Source organism: Microvirga yunnanensis (genome assembly GCF_025460875.1).
In genome coordinates, this window is sequence record NZ_JAMXFI010000008.1 from 1 (window position 1) to 16,208 (window position 16,208).

15 protein-coding genes are annotated in these 16,208 nt (G+C 64.7%); 3 read left to right on the forward strand and 12 right to left on the reverse strand.

Annotated elements, in window-relative coordinates; translation table 11 throughout:
- Positions 1 to 118: 118 nt before the first annotated feature.
- Positions 119 to 1,126, reverse strand: a complete 1,008-nt coding sequence (locus NF876_RS05925) for an ABC transporter substrate-binding protein (protein WP_262268043.1) — start codon at positions 1,124 to 1,126, stop codon at positions 119 to 121.
- 159 nt (positions 1,127 to 1,285) lie between these two features.
- On the opposite strand from NF876_RS05925, the gene NF876_RS05930 reads away from it, so the two are divergent.
- Positions 1,286 to 2,008 carry a GntR family transcriptional regulator gene (locus NF876_RS05930; protein ID WP_262267926.1) on the forward strand — a complete coding sequence of 241 codons (723 nt, stop codon included), beginning with the start codon at positions 1,286 to 1,288 and terminating at the stop codon, positions 2,006 to 2,008.
- Positions 2,009 to 2,166: 158 nt separating this feature from the next.
- Here NF876_RS05930 and NF876_RS05935 read toward each other — a convergent pair whose 3' ends face one another.
- The 5 genes from NF876_RS05935 to NF876_RS05955 form a co-directional block, all read right to left on the reverse strand.
- Positions 2,167 to 2,913, reverse strand: a complete 747-nt coding sequence (locus tag NF876_RS05935) for a response regulator transcription factor (protein ID WP_262267927.1) — start codon at positions 2,911 to 2,913, stop codon at positions 2,167 to 2,169.
- Positions 2,914 to 2,970: 57 nt separating this feature from the next.
- Positions 2,971 to 3,324 (reverse strand): DUF1236 domain-containing protein, encoded by a 354-nt coding sequence (locus NF876_RS05940; protein WP_262267928.1) that lies wholly within the window; start codon positions 3,322 to 3,324, stop codon positions 2,971 to 2,973.
- 124 nt (positions 3,325 to 3,448) lie between these two features.
- A complete protein-coding gene (locus tag NF876_RS05945; protein WP_262267929.1) occupies positions 3,449 to 4,204 on the reverse strand; it encodes a hypothetical protein in 756 nt (251 codons plus the stop codon).
- 33 nt (positions 4,205 to 4,237) lie between these two features.
- Entirely contained in the window at positions 4,238 to 4,729 is a 492-nt protein-coding gene (locus NF876_RS05950; RefSeq protein ID WP_262267930.1) for an RNA polymerase sigma factor, read from the reverse strand.
- A gap of 370 nt (positions 4,730 to 5,099) precedes the next feature.
- Positions 5,100 to 5,507: a DUF1236 domain-containing protein gene (locus NF876_RS05955; RefSeq protein ID WP_262267931.1), complete on the reverse strand. Its 408-nt coding sequence runs from the start codon at positions 5,505 to 5,507 to the stop codon at positions 5,100 to 5,102.
- A 615-nt stretch (positions 5,508 to 6,122) separates the two neighbouring features.
- Between NF876_RS05955 and NF876_RS05960 the strand changes: the two genes are divergently transcribed.
- Positions 6,123 to 7,160, forward strand: coding sequence for an NAD(P)-dependent alcohol dehydrogenase (locus tag NF876_RS05960; protein ID WP_262267932.1), 1,038 nt, complete (start codon positions 6,123 to 6,125; stop codon positions 7,158 to 7,160).
- Between the two features lie 7 nt (positions 7,161 to 7,167).
- Here NF876_RS05960 and NF876_RS05965 read toward each other — a convergent pair whose 3' ends face one another.
- The 6 genes from NF876_RS05965 to NF876_RS05990 form a co-directional block, all read right to left on the reverse strand.
- Complete coding sequence (locus NF876_RS05965) at positions 7,168 to 8,649, reverse strand: mannitol dehydrogenase family protein (protein WP_262267933.1); 1,482 nt, start codon at positions 8,647 to 8,649, stop codon at positions 7,168 to 7,170.
- A complete protein-coding gene (locus tag NF876_RS05970; protein WP_262267934.1) occupies positions 8,646 to 10,328 on the reverse strand; it encodes a GMC family oxidoreductase in 1,683 nt (560 codons plus the stop codon). The genes NF876_RS05965 and NF876_RS05970 overlap by 4 nt, the downstream gene beginning before the upstream one ends.
- A gap of 23 nt (positions 10,329 to 10,351) precedes the next feature.
- Positions 10,352 to 11,485: an ABC transporter ATP-binding protein gene (locus tag NF876_RS05975; protein WP_262267935.1), complete on the reverse strand. Its 1,134-nt coding sequence runs from the start codon at positions 11,483 to 11,485 to the stop codon at positions 10,352 to 10,354.
- Positions 11,486 to 11,499: 14 nt separating this feature from the next.
- Positions 11,500 to 12,321 (reverse strand): carbohydrate ABC transporter permease, encoded by an 822-nt coding sequence (locus NF876_RS05980; RefSeq protein ID WP_262267936.1) that lies wholly within the window; start codon positions 12,319 to 12,321, stop codon positions 11,500 to 11,502.
- 9 nt (positions 12,322 to 12,330) lie between these two features.
- Complete coding sequence (locus NF876_RS05985; protein WP_262267937.1) at positions 12,331 to 13,254, reverse strand: carbohydrate ABC transporter permease; 924 nt, start codon at positions 13,252 to 13,254, stop codon at positions 12,331 to 12,333.
- Between the two features lie 64 nt (positions 13,255 to 13,318).
- On the reverse strand, positions 13,319 to 14,635 hold the full coding sequence (locus NF876_RS05990; protein ID WP_262267938.1) for an ABC transporter substrate-binding protein: 1,317 nt from the start codon (positions 14,633 to 14,635) through the stop codon (positions 13,319 to 13,321).
- A gap of 458 nt (positions 14,636 to 15,093) precedes the next feature.
- On the opposite strand from NF876_RS05990, the gene NF876_RS05995 reads away from it, so the two are divergent.
- Positions 15,094 to 16,194, forward strand: a complete 1,101-nt coding sequence (locus NF876_RS05995) for a branched-chain amino acid ABC transporter substrate-binding protein (protein WP_262267939.1) — start codon at positions 15,094 to 15,096, stop codon at positions 16,192 to 16,194.
- Positions 16,195 to 16,208: the final 14 nt, after the last annotated feature.

Genomic DNA, 16,208 nt, shown 5'->3' on the forward strand with positions numbered 1-16,208 from the left:
GGGAGTTTTATAGCGCAGCGTGACGCCACTGACGTCGAGAAGAGCGGACATCGATCAATACCTGACATGAAATGGAGTGGAGCGCCCGGTCTATGCGCCGGGCGCCAGGCGCAATTCGTCAGCTGCCGTTGAGATCGTGCGCGATCGGCAGGTAGAAGTCTTTCCAGGATTTGGGCTGGGTCTTGAGCGTGCCGATCTTGTAGAGATGCTCGGCGAACTTCATCGTGCCCTGCGGCTCGAGGTTCCACTCCATCATGCCGGGCTCCTTGAGCCATGCGAGCAGATCCTCCGGGCTGGTCTTGTCGCCAGTGATCTCCTTGTAGATGTCGACCGCCGCCTTCGTGTCGCTGCGGATGAAGTCCTGCGCCTCCTTGGACGCGGCACGGACGGCCTCGATGACCTTCGGGTTGGCCTCGGCGAATTTCGTCGTCGTGAAGAACTGGCCCTGCGTGAGCGGCCCGCCGATGATGTCGGGCGATTGCAGGATGATGCGCGCGTTGGGAACCGTCTTCATCTCGATGTACTGGAAGGGCGGAGCCGCAAAGTGGTTCTTCACCTCGTGCTGTGGATTGGTCATGGCCACGACGGCGTCCGGATGGCCGAGCTGCACCGTGTTGGCGTCGAGCTTCGACCATTGGTCGGCGCCGAACTCCTTGGCGCTCGCCATCTGGAGCAGGATCGCCTGGGTCGAGACCTTGACGGTCGGCACGGCGATCTTGTCGCCCGGGCCGATATCCTTCAGCGACTTGATCTTGGGATCGTGCGTCACGAAGGCGAGCGGCAGGGCGGACGAGGCCACGATGCCTTTCACGCCGCCCTTGGTGCGGTCCCAGAGCAGGAGCAGGTTGCCGACGCCGGTATTCACCATGTCGACGCCGCCGGAAAGGAGTGCATCGGTCTGCGCGCCGCCGCCGCTGAAGGTGATCCACTTGGTTTTCAGGTCGGGCAGGCCGAGGCGGGCGGCGTGCTTCTCGATGAGCTGCTGCTTCTCGATGATGTGGGTCGGCAGGTAGATGATGCCGGGCTGCCGCGTGATCGAGACCTCATTCTTCTGCTGCGCGAGAACCGGGTTCGAAAGGGCGGCCAGCCCAACGGCGGCCGCGATACCGGCGCACAGGCGCCGCATCTGCTTCTTCATGGTGCTTCCTCTAGGGGTGGGCCCCTCTTCGCGGGAGCCTCGATGGCCAAGCTCGGCCCATCAGCCGATAACTCATACACTAATGCATTAGTGCATCCGGCACAAGTGTGGTATAGACAGGACCGACGAAAGTTCAGGTTCCCTCCGATGCCGCCATCCCGCACCGCCTCCGCCCCGCAACCCGCGCTTCCCGCCACGGATCGGCTCGAACGGGGCCGCCAGGCGGCGCCCCAGGTCTTCGAACAGCTGCGGGAGATGATCATCTCCCTCGCCCTGGCTCCCGGGACGGTCCTCAACCGGGTCACCCTGCAGCAGGAATTCGGGCTCAGCTCGACCCCGATCCGGGATGCGCTCCTGAGGCTTCAGGAGGACGGGCTCGTCGACATCTTCCCGCAGCATGCGACCGTGGTCAGCCCGATTGACCTGAGGCTCGCCCAGCAGGCCCATTTCCTGCGCCGCTCCCTCGAGCTCGAGATTGTCCGCGACCTGGCGCTCACCCGGGACCCGAGGCTCGTCGCCAGGCTCCAGGGATTTCTCGCCCAGCAGCAGGCCCTGATGGAGGCCGCGGACTTCGAGGCTTTCTCCGTGACCGATCAGGCCTTTCACCAGCATCTCTACGAGGCGGCCAGGATGACCGACCTGTGGAGTCTCGTGCGCAGCCGCAGCGGCCATATCGACCGCCTGCGCCGCCTCCATCTTCCCACGCCGGGCAAGGCCCAGGACATCGTGCAGCATCACCGGCTGATCGTGCAGGCGATCGCCGAGGGACGCCCCGAGGACGCCCAGGAGCACCTGCGCCATCACCTCTCCGGGACCCTGTCCTACGTGGACGAGATCCGGGCGAAATATCCCGGCTATGTCAGAGGCTAGGCGGCGGAGCCGGGGCCCTCCGACCGGTCGCCGGCGACCGCATCGGCGGCGCGAGAGCATCGGACGTGAAAAGTGGACCCACTTTTGGGATCGGATCCGATACTCCTTTGCCGGAGCGACGCATCGTTCCGGGCGGACCCAGAGGGCCGCACGATGCGCTAGACGGACGGCAGAGGCTTCGGCTCCTTCCGGACGTACCGCGCCGCCCAGAGCGCCGCCTGCGTGCGATTGCAGGCTCCGATCTTCTTCAGGATCGCCTTGACGTGGACCTTCACCGTGGCCTCGGACAGGTTCAGCTGGCGGGCGATGACCTTGTTGGGCGCCCCATCCCTCAGGCAGGTGAGGATCTGGGCTTCGCGGCTGGACAGCTTCCGGCTTTGATGGCCATTGACGCGCATCGGAACCAGACCTTCGCCCGCATCGCCCTCGGCATCGTTCAGCCCCAGCTCTACGATCGGCAGCACGATCGCGGCCGGCAGAACGATCTCCCCCAGCATCACCAGCTCAAGGGACTTGATCAGCACATCCTGCCGCTGATTCGTCAGGCAGAAGCCGTGCACTCCCGCGCTCCATGCCGCGTGCACGACAGCCGCATCGAAGGAATCGGCCAGCATCACCATCCTGGCATCGGGAGCATGTGCCTTGAGCCGTCTCGCCAGATCGGTGACGCCATCGGCGAAGCTGCTTCCATCGATGATGAAGAGCGCAGACACCTCGTCGTCGATCCGGGGCAGGCTTGAAAATCCGTCGACGATGTCGTGCCAGACGATGAAGCCTGCTTCCGACAGGACGTTCTCCAGACCGAGGCGAAGCAGGGGATTGGTGCAGACCGGAAATACGATCGTCGAGGAACAGGCACGATCGTTGTACATCAAACGGGTTTCGGCGGCGCTTTGTAACGACATGTCGTGTTCGCCTCTTCTTCTCGCAAATGAATTTTCGTCATCGTGCAGGCTCAGCCGTCACTGGATGACGTAGACAATCTTTCGGGATGTGGCATCGACGATCACGCGGCGGCCATCGACCACCGCGTAACGGTAGGTTTCGTGCTTAGGAATCGGGCGCAGCTCGATGGTCTCGGACAGGCTGTCGCCGACCGATGTTCCCTGGGCGACTGATGTCGTCGGTGACCGCTCCAGCCCGACGGTCAACCTGGCCGACAGGTCAGCCGCCATGGTGCGGACGGCCTCCGGGATGGCGTGCGATGGATTGACCGAGGCCGTCGCGAGCGGATCCGTCGCATTCGGCGCCGTCGTGGGGGTTGCAATGGTCCCCACGGAGAAGACGGCAAAAGCCAGATGGTACGCGGCTCTCATACTCATCCTCTATCACTCGCCGGATTGGACAGAGAACGGAAGGGCCCGCGGGTTTATTCCACCTTTCCTAGAAAAATTCTCAAGTGTCCCGATCCCCGTGAAGCCTGGCCCTTGCGGAGCAACCTCACGGAGCCGTCTCGGCGAGAGCCTTGGCCTCCGCCTCGTCGGCAAGAGGCTCGCCAGCCCCGATCGTCTGGAGATAGGCCGCCGTCGGATCGCCTCCGCCGCTCGGCACGTACGCATCTTGGTTGACGGGAGTTGCCAGGGCGAAGGTCGGCTTCCATTCCCCATCGCGGCACGCGACCGCCTCGGCGGACTCGGCAGGAGCATGCAGCCGAAATTCACGACACAGGGATCCGTCCGCAAGGCGATAGGTCGAGATCACCCGCAGGCGGCCGAACGGCAGGTCCACGTCCCTTCCCGAGCTCGTCTTGTCCAGTTCACGGTGGAGGACCGGGCTTTCCAAGCGGGCCAGCAACCCATGCGCTTCGGGTCTGCTCCGCCAACCGGCAAAGTAGCCCAGCGCAAGCGCGATGGCGGCGACGGACGCGGCCAGGGCCATTTGACGGAACGCCTGGTTCGATCTCAGCCGTTCGCTCCATGGCGCCTTGGCGCGCGGTTCCGATGGTGCTCCCGCTGCGGCCTCATAGGCATTGATCTGAGCCGAAACGGCCGACCGCAACTGGGCCGGCACATCGGACATCAGGGCGTCGGCGAGGGCGGATCGGGTCAGGCGACGGCTCTGCTGAAATTCCAAGATCCGTCTGGCCACCACGGGATCCTCCGCCATCGCCTTGGCGATCGCAGCAGCCGTGGGCTCCTCGAGTTCGCCGTCGGCGAAGGCCATCAGGATCTCATCACTGAGGTGCAGCTGGGACATCACGATCGCTCCCCTGTTCCTTTTCGTTTGCATCTAGGCGGCAGCCGTCATCTCCATCAATCGCCTGCGCGCCCGTGCCAGCCGGCTCATGACCGTCCCGATGGGGACCCCCAGGACCTCGGCAGCCTCCCGGTAGCTGAGATCTTCGGCGCAGACCAGGACGAGAACCTCCCTTTGCTCCTGCGGCAAGCTGTCGATGGCACGCTGGACCTGCGACAGGACCAGACGGCTCAGGATCGGCCCCTCTCCCGGATCCCCGATGAGCTGCGTCTGCAGGGATACATCTTCCGTCATGCCTTCAGCCTTCATCCGTCGGAGGTGATCGATCCAGTGGTTGCGGAGAATGCGGAACATCCACGCATCGAACTTGGTCCCCGGCGTCCAGCTGCCTGCATTGGCGAGGGCGCGCTCGCAGGCCCCCTGGACGAGATCATCCGCCAGGGGCTGCGAACGGCAAAGCACAAGCGCAAAGCGCCTGAGCCGGGGCAGAAGCGCCACCAGTTCCTGTCCTATGGCTGCCGGCATTCCTGCTCCGCATAGCCTCTTCGCATCATAACGAAGGAACGAGCCGATTTATTCCCGTCGACGTGAGAGGAGCCCTCGGACCGGATGGGAGACCGACGGCTCTACCTGCGGAACAAGATATCGTCCGCGAGACGAGTTTCCACCTCTCCAAGAGAGAGACCCAAGGAAACGGCCCAAGAGAAAACCAAGAGAAAACCAATAAAAAACCCAAGAAAAAACCCAAGAAAAAGGGCGGCCCATCCGGGCCGCCCATGCTCCACTCGGGACGGAGCGGTCGTTAGAGCATTTTCCGGTGAAGTGGATCCGGTTCACCGTCAGAAAATGCGGCTAGGCCAAAAAGAGAGATGATTCCACGTGAGGGGAAGCAGCCCTAGCGGATGACCTGCACGATCTTGTGGCTGCTCGGCTCGACCAGCACCGGGGTGTTGTTCACCACCGTGTACTTGTAGCCCTTCACCTTGTACTGGGCCGGAACCTCGTAATAGGTCACGCCGGACGCAGGCAGGGTCGCGCCGACACGCACCTCTTCCTTGTAGGTGTAGGACGGCACGCTCTGGGTCGTCACGTACTGGCGGAATTCCGGCTGCTGCTGGTCGGCGATGCCGCCCACGATGGCGCCGGTCACGCCGCCGACAGCCGCACCGACCGGACCTCCGACGATCGCGCCGCCGACCGCGCCCGTGGCCGCGCCGGCAGCAGCGCCGCCCGACTGGGCGAAGGCCGCCGCAGGGACGAGAGAGGCGAGGACAGCACCCGCAAGAAGGATCTTCTTCGACATGATCATACTCCTGAATGAACGTTCGGGCTTCGCACCCGGCAACCGATAACGCGTCATTCGGCAAGTAGTTTCCAAGCAACGTGCAGGATGCGGGATGGCGTTTTCACGTTCATCATGATGAATATCCGTTCATTTTGCCCTTTCGACAGTATACGTCGCACCCCTATTCACCTTCCGTTCATCTCTTCGGCCCTTCGACGCTGCGGGATGGGCGCAGGTCGTCAAACGGGCGACGCGAATTGTCGAGCCTTCTTCCGCCCCAAGGCGAAAGGCGGGAGCCTCGCTCCGGCACCAAGACTGGGCCTCGGCGGCCATGGTCGATTGGGCCCGGCATCCAGCGCGCCCGGGATACCCCGCCGGCCATCCGCCCCGCACAGCTTGGCTTTTCGACGGGCCCGGGAGAGGGCCATTGTCCTGACTGCGGTTCGGGATCGGGCGCGTGCACGCTCGTCATAGATTCTGAACGACGGGGGCCGATGCAGGCCCGTGATCGCCTCATCGGCAGACGCTCTTTGCCCATTCGAGACTCGATGGGGTCGTCGGACGAGCATTCGGAAACCCTATGCACTCCGACCATGATGAGGCACAATGAACGCACGATGAGGAGTGTGAGTCATGGAAGCGCTGGTGCTGGAGCGCAAGGACGAACTCCACTTGCGCGACTTTGCGCTCGAGGAAACACTGGGTCCTCGGGACGTGCGGATCGCCCTTCGAACGGTCGGCGTTTGTGGCAGCGACGTCCATTACTACACGCACGGAGCCATCGGCCCCTTCGTCGTCAGGGAACCGATGATCCTCGGGCATGAGGCGGCAGGACAGGTGGTCGAGGTCGGGTCGGCCGTGACGGAGCTGAGCCCGGGCGACCGCGTCTGCATGGAGCCCGGCATTCCCGATCCGACGAGCCGCGCGACGCGTCTCGGCAAATACAATCTCGATCCGGCCGTTCGCTTCTGGGCGACCCCGCCGGTGCACGGCGTGCTGCGGCCGACCGTCGTCCACCCTGTCGATTTCACGTTCAAGCTTCCCGACCATGTCTCCTACGCGGAAGGCGCGATGGTCGAGCCTCTGGCCGTCGGGGTCCACGCGGCCACCAAGGTGCAGGTCCAGCCCGGCGACCTCGCCGTCGTCATCGGGGCCGGGCCGATCGGCATGATGACGATCCTGGCCGCCCTGGCTGCCGGCTGCTCCCGCGTCATCGTAAGCGACATCCACGAGCCGAAGCTGCACATGGCGCGCAAGCTCGGTCCCGTCGTCCCGGTGAATGTGAGAAGCGAGAACCTGTTGGCCGCCGTCAGGCGCGAGAGCGACGGCTGGGGAGCGGACGTCATCTTCGAATGCTCGGGCTACCCGCCCGCCATGGCGGAGATCTTCGATCTCGTCTGTCCGGGCGGGAAAGTGGCCCTGGTCGGCATTCCGCTCGAGCCGTTCGCCTTCGATGTGAGCAAGGCACAGGTCAAGGAGGTCCGGGTCGAGAGCATCTTCCGCTACGCCCATGTCTACCCGCGGGCAGTGGCGATGATCGCATCGGGACGGATCGACGTGAAGCCTCTGATCACCGACCGCTTCACCTTCAAGGACAGCGTCGAGGCCTTCGATTTCGCCAAGGCCATGCCGCCTGCCTCCGTGAAGGTGCAGATCGACATGCCTGGCTGAACCGGGTTCAGGCGCTGCCGTCCAGGTAGCGCTGCAGGGTGGCGCGGACGCCGTCGCGCCACAGGCCGGCCAAAGACGCTTCGAAGCGCGATCGGAACTGCGGCGCATCCGCGACATCGCCGAAGATGTCCCGCAGATCGAGGAAGGACGTCGGATCGTCCTTCGCGGCCAAGGCCGCGGCCGTCAGGCGGCCGGCATTGGGATCGTCGAGCGTGAAGGGCTCGCCCGCATCGGTCGTTCCGGCGCAATACCGGCACCAAAGAGCGGATTCGAGCGCCAGACCCGTGACGTCGGCGCCCGCATTCAATCGATCGCGCGTCGAGGGCAGAATGAATTTGGGTTGTCGGTTGGAGCCGTCCTGTGCGAGACGCGGAATCGTGTCTCCCACATCCGGATTGGCGAAGCGCCGGGCGATCAATTCGTAATAGTCGTGGAGATCGACCCCGGGCACCGGCGGCACGCAGGGGATGATCTCGTCCGTCTCAAGCTTGTCGAGGAAGCCGCGCACCAGCGGGTCGGCCATGGCGTCATGCACGAAATGGATCCCCAGGAGGCCTGCCGGATAGGCGATCGTGGCATGGCCGCCGTTGAGGATCCGGAGCTTCATGAACTCGAAGGCCGCCACATGCGGCGTGAATGTGACGCCGACCTCCTCCAGGGCCGGACGACCCGTCGGGAAATTGTCTTCCAGCACCCATTGGCGGAACGGCTCGCAGAAGACCGGCCAGTTGTCCTGGATGCCGAAGCGCTCCTTCAGGATGGCCCGCTCCCGATCGGTGGTCGCGGGCGTGATCCGGTCGACCATGCTGCTCGGAAAGGCCACCTGCTCCCGCACGTAGGCGGCCAGGGCCGGGTCGACGAGATCGGCGAGGCCCGCCACCGCATCGCGCGCCACCTGCCCGTTGTGGGGGATGTTGTCGCACGACATCACCGTGAACGGTGCGAGACCCTGGTCGCGGCGGCGCCGGAGCGCGGCCAGGAGAACGCCGAACACCCCTTTCGGCGCATCCATGTGGGCGGCGTCGTGGACGATGTCCGGATGGTTCGGATTGAACGCTCCCGTCGCCGGATCGATGCAGTAGCCGCCTTCCGTGACGGTCAGGGACACGATGCGCAGGGCCGGATCGTCCAGGGCCGTCACGATGGCGCGTCCATCCTCGTTCACGGGCACGAACCCCACCATGGCGCCGGTCACGCGCGCCACGTTGGCGCCCGGCTCGAGCTCCACCACCGTGGTGAGCCAGTCCTGAGGCTCCAGAGCCTGCCGCATGGCCCTGTCGCCGGCGCGGATGCCGGCGCCGACCAGAGCCCAGTCGCGATCCTTCCCGGCATTGAAGAGATCGTCCAGGTAGACCGCCTGATGGGCGCGATGGAAGTTGCCGACGCCGATATGCAGGATGCCGGCCCGAAGATCGTCGCGCGCATATCGCGGCGTGGCGACCCCGGACGGCAGATGGGAAAGATTGGCGAGATTCAAGCGCTGGGTCATGACGGTTGGACCTGATCGGGCACGGGAGCGATGCGGTTTGCGGGAGCGGCCGCCGGGTCACGGACTATGCCGCGATGTCCCGTGATTATGTCAACGGCCTTGTCGGCGATCGCCAGCACGGGCGCATTCGTGTTGCCGCTGGGGATCGCCGGCATGATGGAGGCATCGACGATCCTCAAGCCCGCGATGCCGCGAACCCGCAGATCCGGCGTCACGACGGCATGGGCATCGCCGTCGACGCCCATGCGGCAGGTGCCCACCGGATGATAGTTGGTCTTCACGGTCCTGCGGCAGTGATCGGCAAGGTCCGTATTCCACGCGGTGCCGGGTCCGGGAAAGATCTCGCGGGTGACCATCTCCCGGACAGGGCTCGTCGTGAGGACCTCCCGGGCATAGCGCAATCCGGCGATGGTCAGGCGCAGGTCGTCAGGATGACCGAAGAATTGCGGATCCACCTGCGGCAGTGCCGCGGGATCCGCGGAGGCAAGCCGCACCGAGCCGCGCGCCTTCGGGCGCAGCAGGCAGGGATTCAGGGTCACCCCATGAGTCGGCTCGACTCCCGAGACGTCGCGATCGAGATAGACGGTCGGGACGCAATAGAGCTGGATCGTCGGCCGGTCGCCGCCATCGGGATCGATGAAGGCGCAGGCTTCCACGCCGGTGGTCGTCACGGCTCCCGACTTGAAGAGCATGTATTGCAGGCCGCTGCTCAGCATCGCGAGGCCGCGATCCTGGCCGAAATAGCCGAACGCCCCTGAGGTCGTGGCCACGATGGGGACCTCATGGTGATCCTGCAGGTTCCGGCCGACGCCGGGCAGGTCGGCGACGACCGGGATCCCATGCCGCGAGAGTTCGCCGGCCGGACCGATGCCCGACAGCATCAGCAGCTTCGGCGTCATGTAGGTGCCGGCCGCGAGGATCACCTCCGCGTCGGCGAAGGCACTCTCCCATCCGGGCGCGCCGGCGAGGTCCACGCCGATCGCGCGCGCCTTTTCCAGTCGAAGGCGGGTGACCGTGGCGTTCGTCAGCACCGTCAGATTGGGATGGGACAGCATGGGCCGCAGGAACGCGTCGACCGCGCTGCACCGGCGGCGCGTGGCCCAGTCGATCGTGTGCTGCATGAACCCGACGCCGTTCTGCCGCGCGCCGTTGAAGTCGGCCGTGAAGGGAACGCCCTTCTCCTGCATGGCCTGCACGAAGGCGCGGCTCATGGCGGAGTGCTGGCCCAGATGGGACACCTTCAACGGGCCGCTCACCCCGTGATAGGGCGCCCCGAGGTGATCGTTGCCCTCCTGGCGGATGAAATGGGGAAGGAGATCCCCGTAGCTCCACCCGGCTCCGCCCAGGGCCCTGTCCCATGCGTCGTAATCGTCGGCCTGTCCCCGGATGTAGACCATGGCGTTGACGGCGCTTCCGCCGCCCAGCACCCTCGCCTGCGGCACGATGGGCGCGCGGCCGCCGAGCTGCTCCTGGGGGAGCACGTGGTGCATGGTGAGATACGTGTCCCGGGCGAGAAACTTCATGTACCCGGCCGGCATGGCCAGGATCGGGCTCACCCGGCGACGTCCCGCCTCCACGAGCAGCACGCGGGCATCGTGCCCGGCCACGAGGCGGCTCGCCGCGACGCAGCCTGCGCTGCCGCCGCCCACGACAATATAATCGAACCGCCTGGAGGCCATGATCCGCCTCTCGCAGGAAGGCGTCAGCTCGCCTTGCGGGTCGGCAGCCGACGCAGATTGGCGAGCGGATGCCTCTGCGCGCGCTCGAGCGCGAGTCCGTCGCCGTCGAACAGGTGGCAGGTCGCCGGGTCGAGCTTGATCGCGATGCGCTCATGCACGGCGGTCGGAATCTCCCCGTCCGCCTGCACGATCAGCATCGTGCCGTCCTCGAGCTGGGTGTAGAGGAACGTTTCGCCGCCGAGGCGCTCCACGACCATCACCTCGCCGGCGATCTCCCCCTCGCCGGCCAGGCGCATGTGCTCCGGGCGCACCCCGAGGGTCACGGCGTCGCCGACCCTCTGGCGCCCGGGCCGGACCGGTACCGACAGGGATGCCCCGCCGGCGAGCTGGATGGTGGTCGCCGCTTCCGTCACCGAGGTGACCGTCGCGGGCAGGAAGTTCATCTTGGGGCTGCCGATGAAGCCCGCCACGAACAGGTTCCTGGGGTGATGATAGAGCTCCAGCGGCGTGCCGGCCTGCTCGACGATGCCGCCCTGCAGCACCACGATCTTGTCCGCCATCGTCATGGCCTCGACCTGGTCGTGGGTGACGTAGATCATCGTCGCGGCGAGCTCGTCGTGCAGACGGGCCAGCTCGATTCGCATCTGGACGCGCAAGGCCGCATCGAGGTTGGAGAGCGGCTCGTCGAACAGAAACACCTTGGGCTTGCGCACGATGGCCCGACCGATCGCCACGCGCTGCCGCTGGCCGCCGGACAATTCCTTCGGCTTGCGGTCCAGGAGCTTGTCCAGATGCAGGATTCGCGCGGCCTCCGCCACCTTGGCGCGCCGCTCCTCCTTGGGCACGCCGGCGAGCCGCAGCGAGAACCCCATGTTGTCCGCAACAGACATGTGCGGATAGAGCGCATAGGACTGGAACACCATCGCCAGACCCCGGTCGGATGGCGGCACGTCGTTGACCCTCTGCCCGTCGATCAGAAGATCGCCCTCGGTGATCTCCTCGAGGCCGGCGATCATCCTCAGGAGCGTCGACTTTCCGCATCCCGAGGGTCCGACGAAGACGCAGAACTCGCGGTCGTCGATGGAGAGGTCGACCCCCTTGATGACCTGCACCGCGCCGTAGCTCTTCTCAATGCCTTTCAGGACGATCGTCGACATGCTGCGTTTCCCGTTTACTTGACCGCGCCGAAGGTGAGACCGCGCACGAGCTGGCGCTGGCTCATCCAGCCGAAGACCAGGATCGGCGCGATGGCGATCGTCGACGCGGCGGAGAGCTTGGCCCAGAAAAGGCCCTCAGGCGCCGAGAACGACGCGATGAACGTAGTCAGCGGCGCGGCCTGCGAGGTGGTGAGGTTCAAGCTCCAGAAAGCCTCGTTCCAGCACAGGATGATGGACAGGAGCGCCGTCGATGCGATGCCAGGCAGCGACAGAGGCAGGAGGAGCATCCAGACCTCCTGCTTCGGCTTCGCACCGTCCATGCGCCCGGCCTCGAGGATGTCCTTCGGCACTTCCTTGAAGAAGGTGTAGAGCATCCACACGACGATCGGCAGGTTCATGAGCGTGTAGACGACGATCAGGCCCCAGCGGGTATCGATAGCGCCGGTGTCACGGAAGAGCAGATAGATCGGGATCAGGACGCCGACGGCGGGCATCATCTTGGTCGACAGCATCCAGAGCAGCAGATCCTTCGTGCGCTTTCCCGGGAAGAACGCCATGGCGTAGGCGGCCGGAACGGCGATGAGCGTCGCCAGCAGGGTCGCGCCGACGGAAATGATGATGCTGTTCATGGCGAAATGGATGTAGTCGGCCCGCTCGCGGACGGTGACGTAATTCTCCAGCGTCGGCGTGAAGAAGAGCCTGGGCGGCGTTGCGATCGCCTCCACTTCCGGCTTGAAGCTCGTCAGGATCATCCAGAAGATCGGGAAGAAGATCAGTCCGGCGGCGAGCCATCCGACGAGTGTGAGGATCAGCTTCTCGCGGGTTTTGGGATGCATGGCTCCCCCTCAATCGGCGATGTTCTTCGCGATCGACCGGACCAGGAAGATCGCCACGATATTGGCCAGGATGACGGCGATCACGCCGGCCGCCGAAGCGCCGCCCACGTCGTATTCGCGCAGGGCCCGCAGGTAGATCAGGAAGGCCAGGTTCGTCGAGGCAAGCCCGGGGCCGCCCGATGTCGTGACGTAGATCTCGGCGAAGACCGACAGCAGGAAGATCGTCTCGATCATGATGACGACGCTGATGGCGCGGCCGAGATGGGGCAGGATGATGAAGAAGAACATCGAGAAGGGACCTGCGCCGTCCATGCGTGCGGCCTCCTTCTGCTCGCTGTCGAGGGACTGGATCGCCGTGAGCAGGATCAGAAGGGCGAAGGGCAGCCATTGCCAGGCGACGATGATGATCACGGAGGTCAGCGGGAAGCTGCCGAAGAAGTCGATGGCCGGCAGGCCGAGGGAGCGCGCGAAGAACGCGAAGAGCCCGTTGACCGGGTGCATCAGCATGTTCTTCCAGATCAGGGCGCTCACCGTCGGCATGACGAAGAACGGCGCGATGGCGAGCAGACGGGCAATGCTCCGGCCGTAGAACTCCTGGTCGAACAGCACCGCCAGAAGCGTGCCGAGGCCGACCGTGATCACGAGCACCCAGAAGACGAGAAAGAGCGTATTGGCCATTGCCGTCCAGAGGGACGGATCGGTGAGCAGGAAGGTGTAGTTCTCGAAACCCGCGAAGCCGCCGACCGACGGGTCGAGAAGGTTGTAGTACTGGAACGAGAACCAGAGCGTCATCACCAGCGGCACGATCATCCAGAGGAAGAGGATGATCACGGACGGGGCGATCAGCGGCAGGGTTCTGACGTTGCGCTGGCTGCGTCTCCCGGCAGGAGCCGTGGCGCCGGGAACGGAGACGGTCGTGGTGGTGCTCGCCATTGCGATCCTCGCGACTGGAGAGCAACCGGCGGATCACGGGCCCGCCGGTTGCATGGCGATCGGCTTACTTGGGATAGCCTGCCTGTTTCATCGTGCGCTCGGTCGAGCGCTGCGCCGTCTCCAGGGCCTGCTCGACGGTCGTCTGGCCGGCCAAGGCGGCCGCGATCTGCTGCCCGACCGCCGTGCCGATGCCCTGGAATTCGGGAATGGCCACATACTGGATGCCGATATAGGGCACCGGATCCTTGGTCGGCTTGGTCAGGTCGGCATTGACGATGGCGTCATAGACGACCTTCGCGAAGGGCGCCGCCTTCTGGTACTCCGGGTTGTCATAAGTGGACTTGCGCGTGCCGGGAGGAGCGGCCACCCAGCCGGACTCGCCGCCCACCAGAGTGATGTACTCCTTGGACGTCGCCCATTTCACGAAGGACTTGGCGGCATCGACTTTCTTCGAGGAGGCCGGGATGCCGAGCGCCCATGCCCAGAACCAGCCCGATCCGTTGCTCGTAACCTCCACCGGCGCGGCCGTGAAGGCGGTCTTGTCCGCGACCTGGCTTTCCTTCGGGTTGTAGATGTAGCCCGCAGCCGACGTGGCATCGACCCACATGGCGCAATGTCCTGTGGCGAACAGGGCGCGGTTCTCGTTATGCCCGTTCGCCGTCGCGCCCGGGGGGCCGTATTCCCGCATGTTCTTGACGTAGTAGTTGATCGCGTTCTTCCACGGCTCGGTCGTCAGCTGGGGTTCCCACTTCTCGTTGAACCAGCGCCCGCCGAAGGCATTCACCATGGGGCCGACGAAGGCCATGTTCTCGCCCCATCCGGGCTTGCCGCGCTGGCAGAACCCGTACTGTTCCTTCGACTTGTCGGTGAGCTTGGCGGCATATTCCGCGATCTGGTCGTAGGTGGGCTTGTCGGGCATCTTGATGCCCGCCTGATCGAACAGATCCTTGCGGTAGAAGGTGAATGAGCTTTCGGCATAGAACGGTACGGCATAAAGCTTGCCGTCGTAGGACAGGCCGTTCATCACCGACGGAATGATATCGGCGTAATCGTAATCGGCGCCGAGATCGTTCAAGGGGACGAGCCAGTTCTGCTTGCCCCAGATCGGCGCCTCGTAGGAACCGATCGTGATGATGTCGAACTGCCCGCCCTTGGTGGCGATGTCGGTGGTCGCACGCTGGCGCAGCACGTTCTCCTCGAGCACCACCCAGTTCAGCTTGTTGCCCGTCGCCTGCTCCCATTTGGGTGACAGGCGCTGCATGATGATCATGTCCGCATTGTTGACCGTTGCGATTGTCAAGGTCTGACCCTGGGCAAGGGCCAGACCCGTGCCCGCAATCCAAACTGCCGCAGACACTAGCGAAAGCTGCCTCAACTGCATTGCATCCTCCCGATGGAAGCTGTTCTGGATTGTTATTCGTTATAAGAATGAATGCTGGCACGGCCAGTAATGGCCGTCAATTACTCATAGCAAGCTTGCGCCTCCCCGGTATACATCAAGTTTTATCATGAAATTTGCTTGGGTGTTTCTATTGTGTGATTTACCTCTTGCGGGGAATTGCCGTGCGGCCCGGGGTGCCTAGATAAAGCCGCCGCCACGCATCCCTTCTCGCCTACCTCCTTTGGGCAGACGGTGAATGGCAATCGACCCCTGTTGCCAGATCGTTTAGTATGCAAACTGGAGCGTAACTTGATGCTGCCGGTGGAAGGCGTTCTTGGTTCGCGGAGGATGCCGGGGCCGTCAGGACTTTCTAGAAGCCAAGCCCCGCCTCGACGTAATCTTGTCTCTCGCCGTCAGCCGCCGACACTCCAAAGATGCACCCGGGTTGGAGGGTCGCCATGAGAGGGCTTCTGCGGGGTCTTTCCATTGCCGTCGTTTGCGCGATGAGCGCTGCTGCAGCTCACGGAGAGATTCTGATCGGCATGGCGGGCGCGCTGACGGGCCCCAACGCCTATCAGGGAGAGCAGCAGCAGCAGGGCGTCGAGATGGCGATCGCCGACATCAACGCCGCGGGCGGCCTTCTCGGCCAGCCGATCACGCTCATCTCCGTCGACGATGCATGCGACAGCGCTCAGGCGATCGCCGCCGCGCAACGCCTTGTTGCCGCCAGGGTGTCGTTTGTCGTCGGGCATCAGTGCTCGGGCGCGTCCATCCCGGCCGCCGCGATCTATGCGCGGGCCGGCATCGTCCAGATGACACCCGCCTCGACCAATCCGCGCCTCACCGAAGAGGGGAGAACCAATACCTTCCGGATCTGCGGGCGCGACGATCAGCAGGGGGCCATCGCCGGCGACTTCCTGGCCGCGCGATGGAAAGACGCCAGGATCGCCATCGTCCATGACGACTCCGTCTACGGCAAGGGCCTCGCCGAAGAGACGAGCCGCCAGCTCCACAAGCATGGCGTCACGGAGACCATGTTCGAGACCCTCGTGCCCGGGCAGAACGATTATTCTGCGCTGATCGCAAAACTGCGGGCCGCCGGGATCGAGGTCGCCTATTTCGGCGGCTATTACCGTGAAGCCGCCCTGCTCATCCGGGGTGCGCGCGAGGACGGCTACCCCTTGCAGCTGGTGTCCGGGGACGGGATCGCGAGCGAAGCCTTCGTGCAGGTCACGGGAGAAGCCGGCACGGGCACCCTCTTCACGTCCTTCCGGGACCCGCGGCGCAGCCCCGTGGCCGCACCCGTGGTCGAGCGCTTCCGCCGGCAGGGCTTCGAACCTGAAGGCTACACGCTCTACAGTTACGGCGCCGTTCAGGCCTGGGCCCAGGCGGTCATGAGTGCTGGATCCACGGAAACCAAGAGCGTCATCGATGCCCTGCGCGGCAACGAGTTCGACACGATTCTCGGCCGGGTCGGATTCGACGACAAGGGCGATGTCCGGCAGCCCGGCTTCGAATGGTTCATCTGGCGGAGCGACCGGTATGTTCCCCTGGAGTAAGGGAGGGGCGATGC

Bases quoted from the DNA above. Each gene is read 5' to 3' on its own strand.
- NF876_RS05925 (WP_262268043.1), bottom strand. From the start codon at position 1,126: ATGCGGCGCCTGTGCGCCGGTATCGCGGCCGCCGTTGGGCTGGCCGCC.
- NF876_RS05930 (WP_262267926.1), top strand. From the start codon at position 1,286: ATGCCGCCATCCCGCACCGCCTCCGCCCCGCAACCCGCGCTTCCCGCC.
- NF876_RS05935 (WP_262267927.1), bottom strand. From the start codon at position 2,913: ATGTCGTTACAAAGCGCCGCCGAAACCCGTTTGATGTACAACGATCGT.
- NF876_RS05940 (WP_262267928.1), bottom strand. From the start codon at position 3,324: ATGAGAGCCGCGTACCATCTGGCTTTTGCCGTCTTCTCCGTGGGGACC.
- NF876_RS05945 (WP_262267929.1), bottom strand. From the start codon at position 4,204: ATGTCCCAGCTGCACCTCAGTGATGAGATCCTGATGGCCTTCGCCGAC.
- NF876_RS05950 (WP_262267930.1), bottom strand. From the start codon at position 4,729: ATGCCGGCAGCCATAGGACAGGAACTGGTGGCGCTTCTGCCCCGGCTC.
- NF876_RS05955 (WP_262267931.1), bottom strand. From the start codon at position 5,507: ATGTCGAAGAAGATCCTTCTTGCGGGTGCTGTCCTCGCCTCTCTCGTC.
- NF876_RS05960 (WP_262267932.1), top strand. From the start codon at position 6,123: ATGGAAGCGCTGGTGCTGGAGCGCAAGGACGAACTCCACTTGCGCGAC.
- NF876_RS05965 (WP_262267933.1), bottom strand. From the start codon at position 8,649: ATGACCCAGCGCTTGAATCTCGCCAATCTTTCCCATCTGCCGTCCGGG.
- NF876_RS05970 (WP_262267934.1), bottom strand. From the start codon at position 10,328: ATGGCCTCCAGGCGGTTCGATTATATTGTCGTGGGCGGCGGCAGCGCA.
- NF876_RS05975 (WP_262267935.1), bottom strand. From the start codon at position 11,485: ATGTCGACGATCGTCCTGAAAGGCATTGAGAAGAGCTACGGCGCGGTG.
- NF876_RS05980 (WP_262267936.1), bottom strand. From the start codon at position 12,321: ATGCATCCCAAAACCCGCGAGAAGCTGATCCTCACACTCGTCGGATGG.
- NF876_RS05985 (WP_262267937.1), bottom strand. From the start codon at position 13,254: ATGGCGAGCACCACCACGACCGTCTCCGTTCCCGGCGCCACGGCTCCT.
- NF876_RS05990 (WP_262267938.1), bottom strand. From the start codon at position 14,635: ATGCAGTTGAGGCAGCTTTCGCTAGTGTCTGCGGCAGTTTGGATTGCG.
- NF876_RS05995 (WP_262267939.1), top strand. From the start codon at position 15,094: ATGAGAGGGCTTCTGCGGGGTCTTTCCATTGCCGTCGTTTGCGCGATG.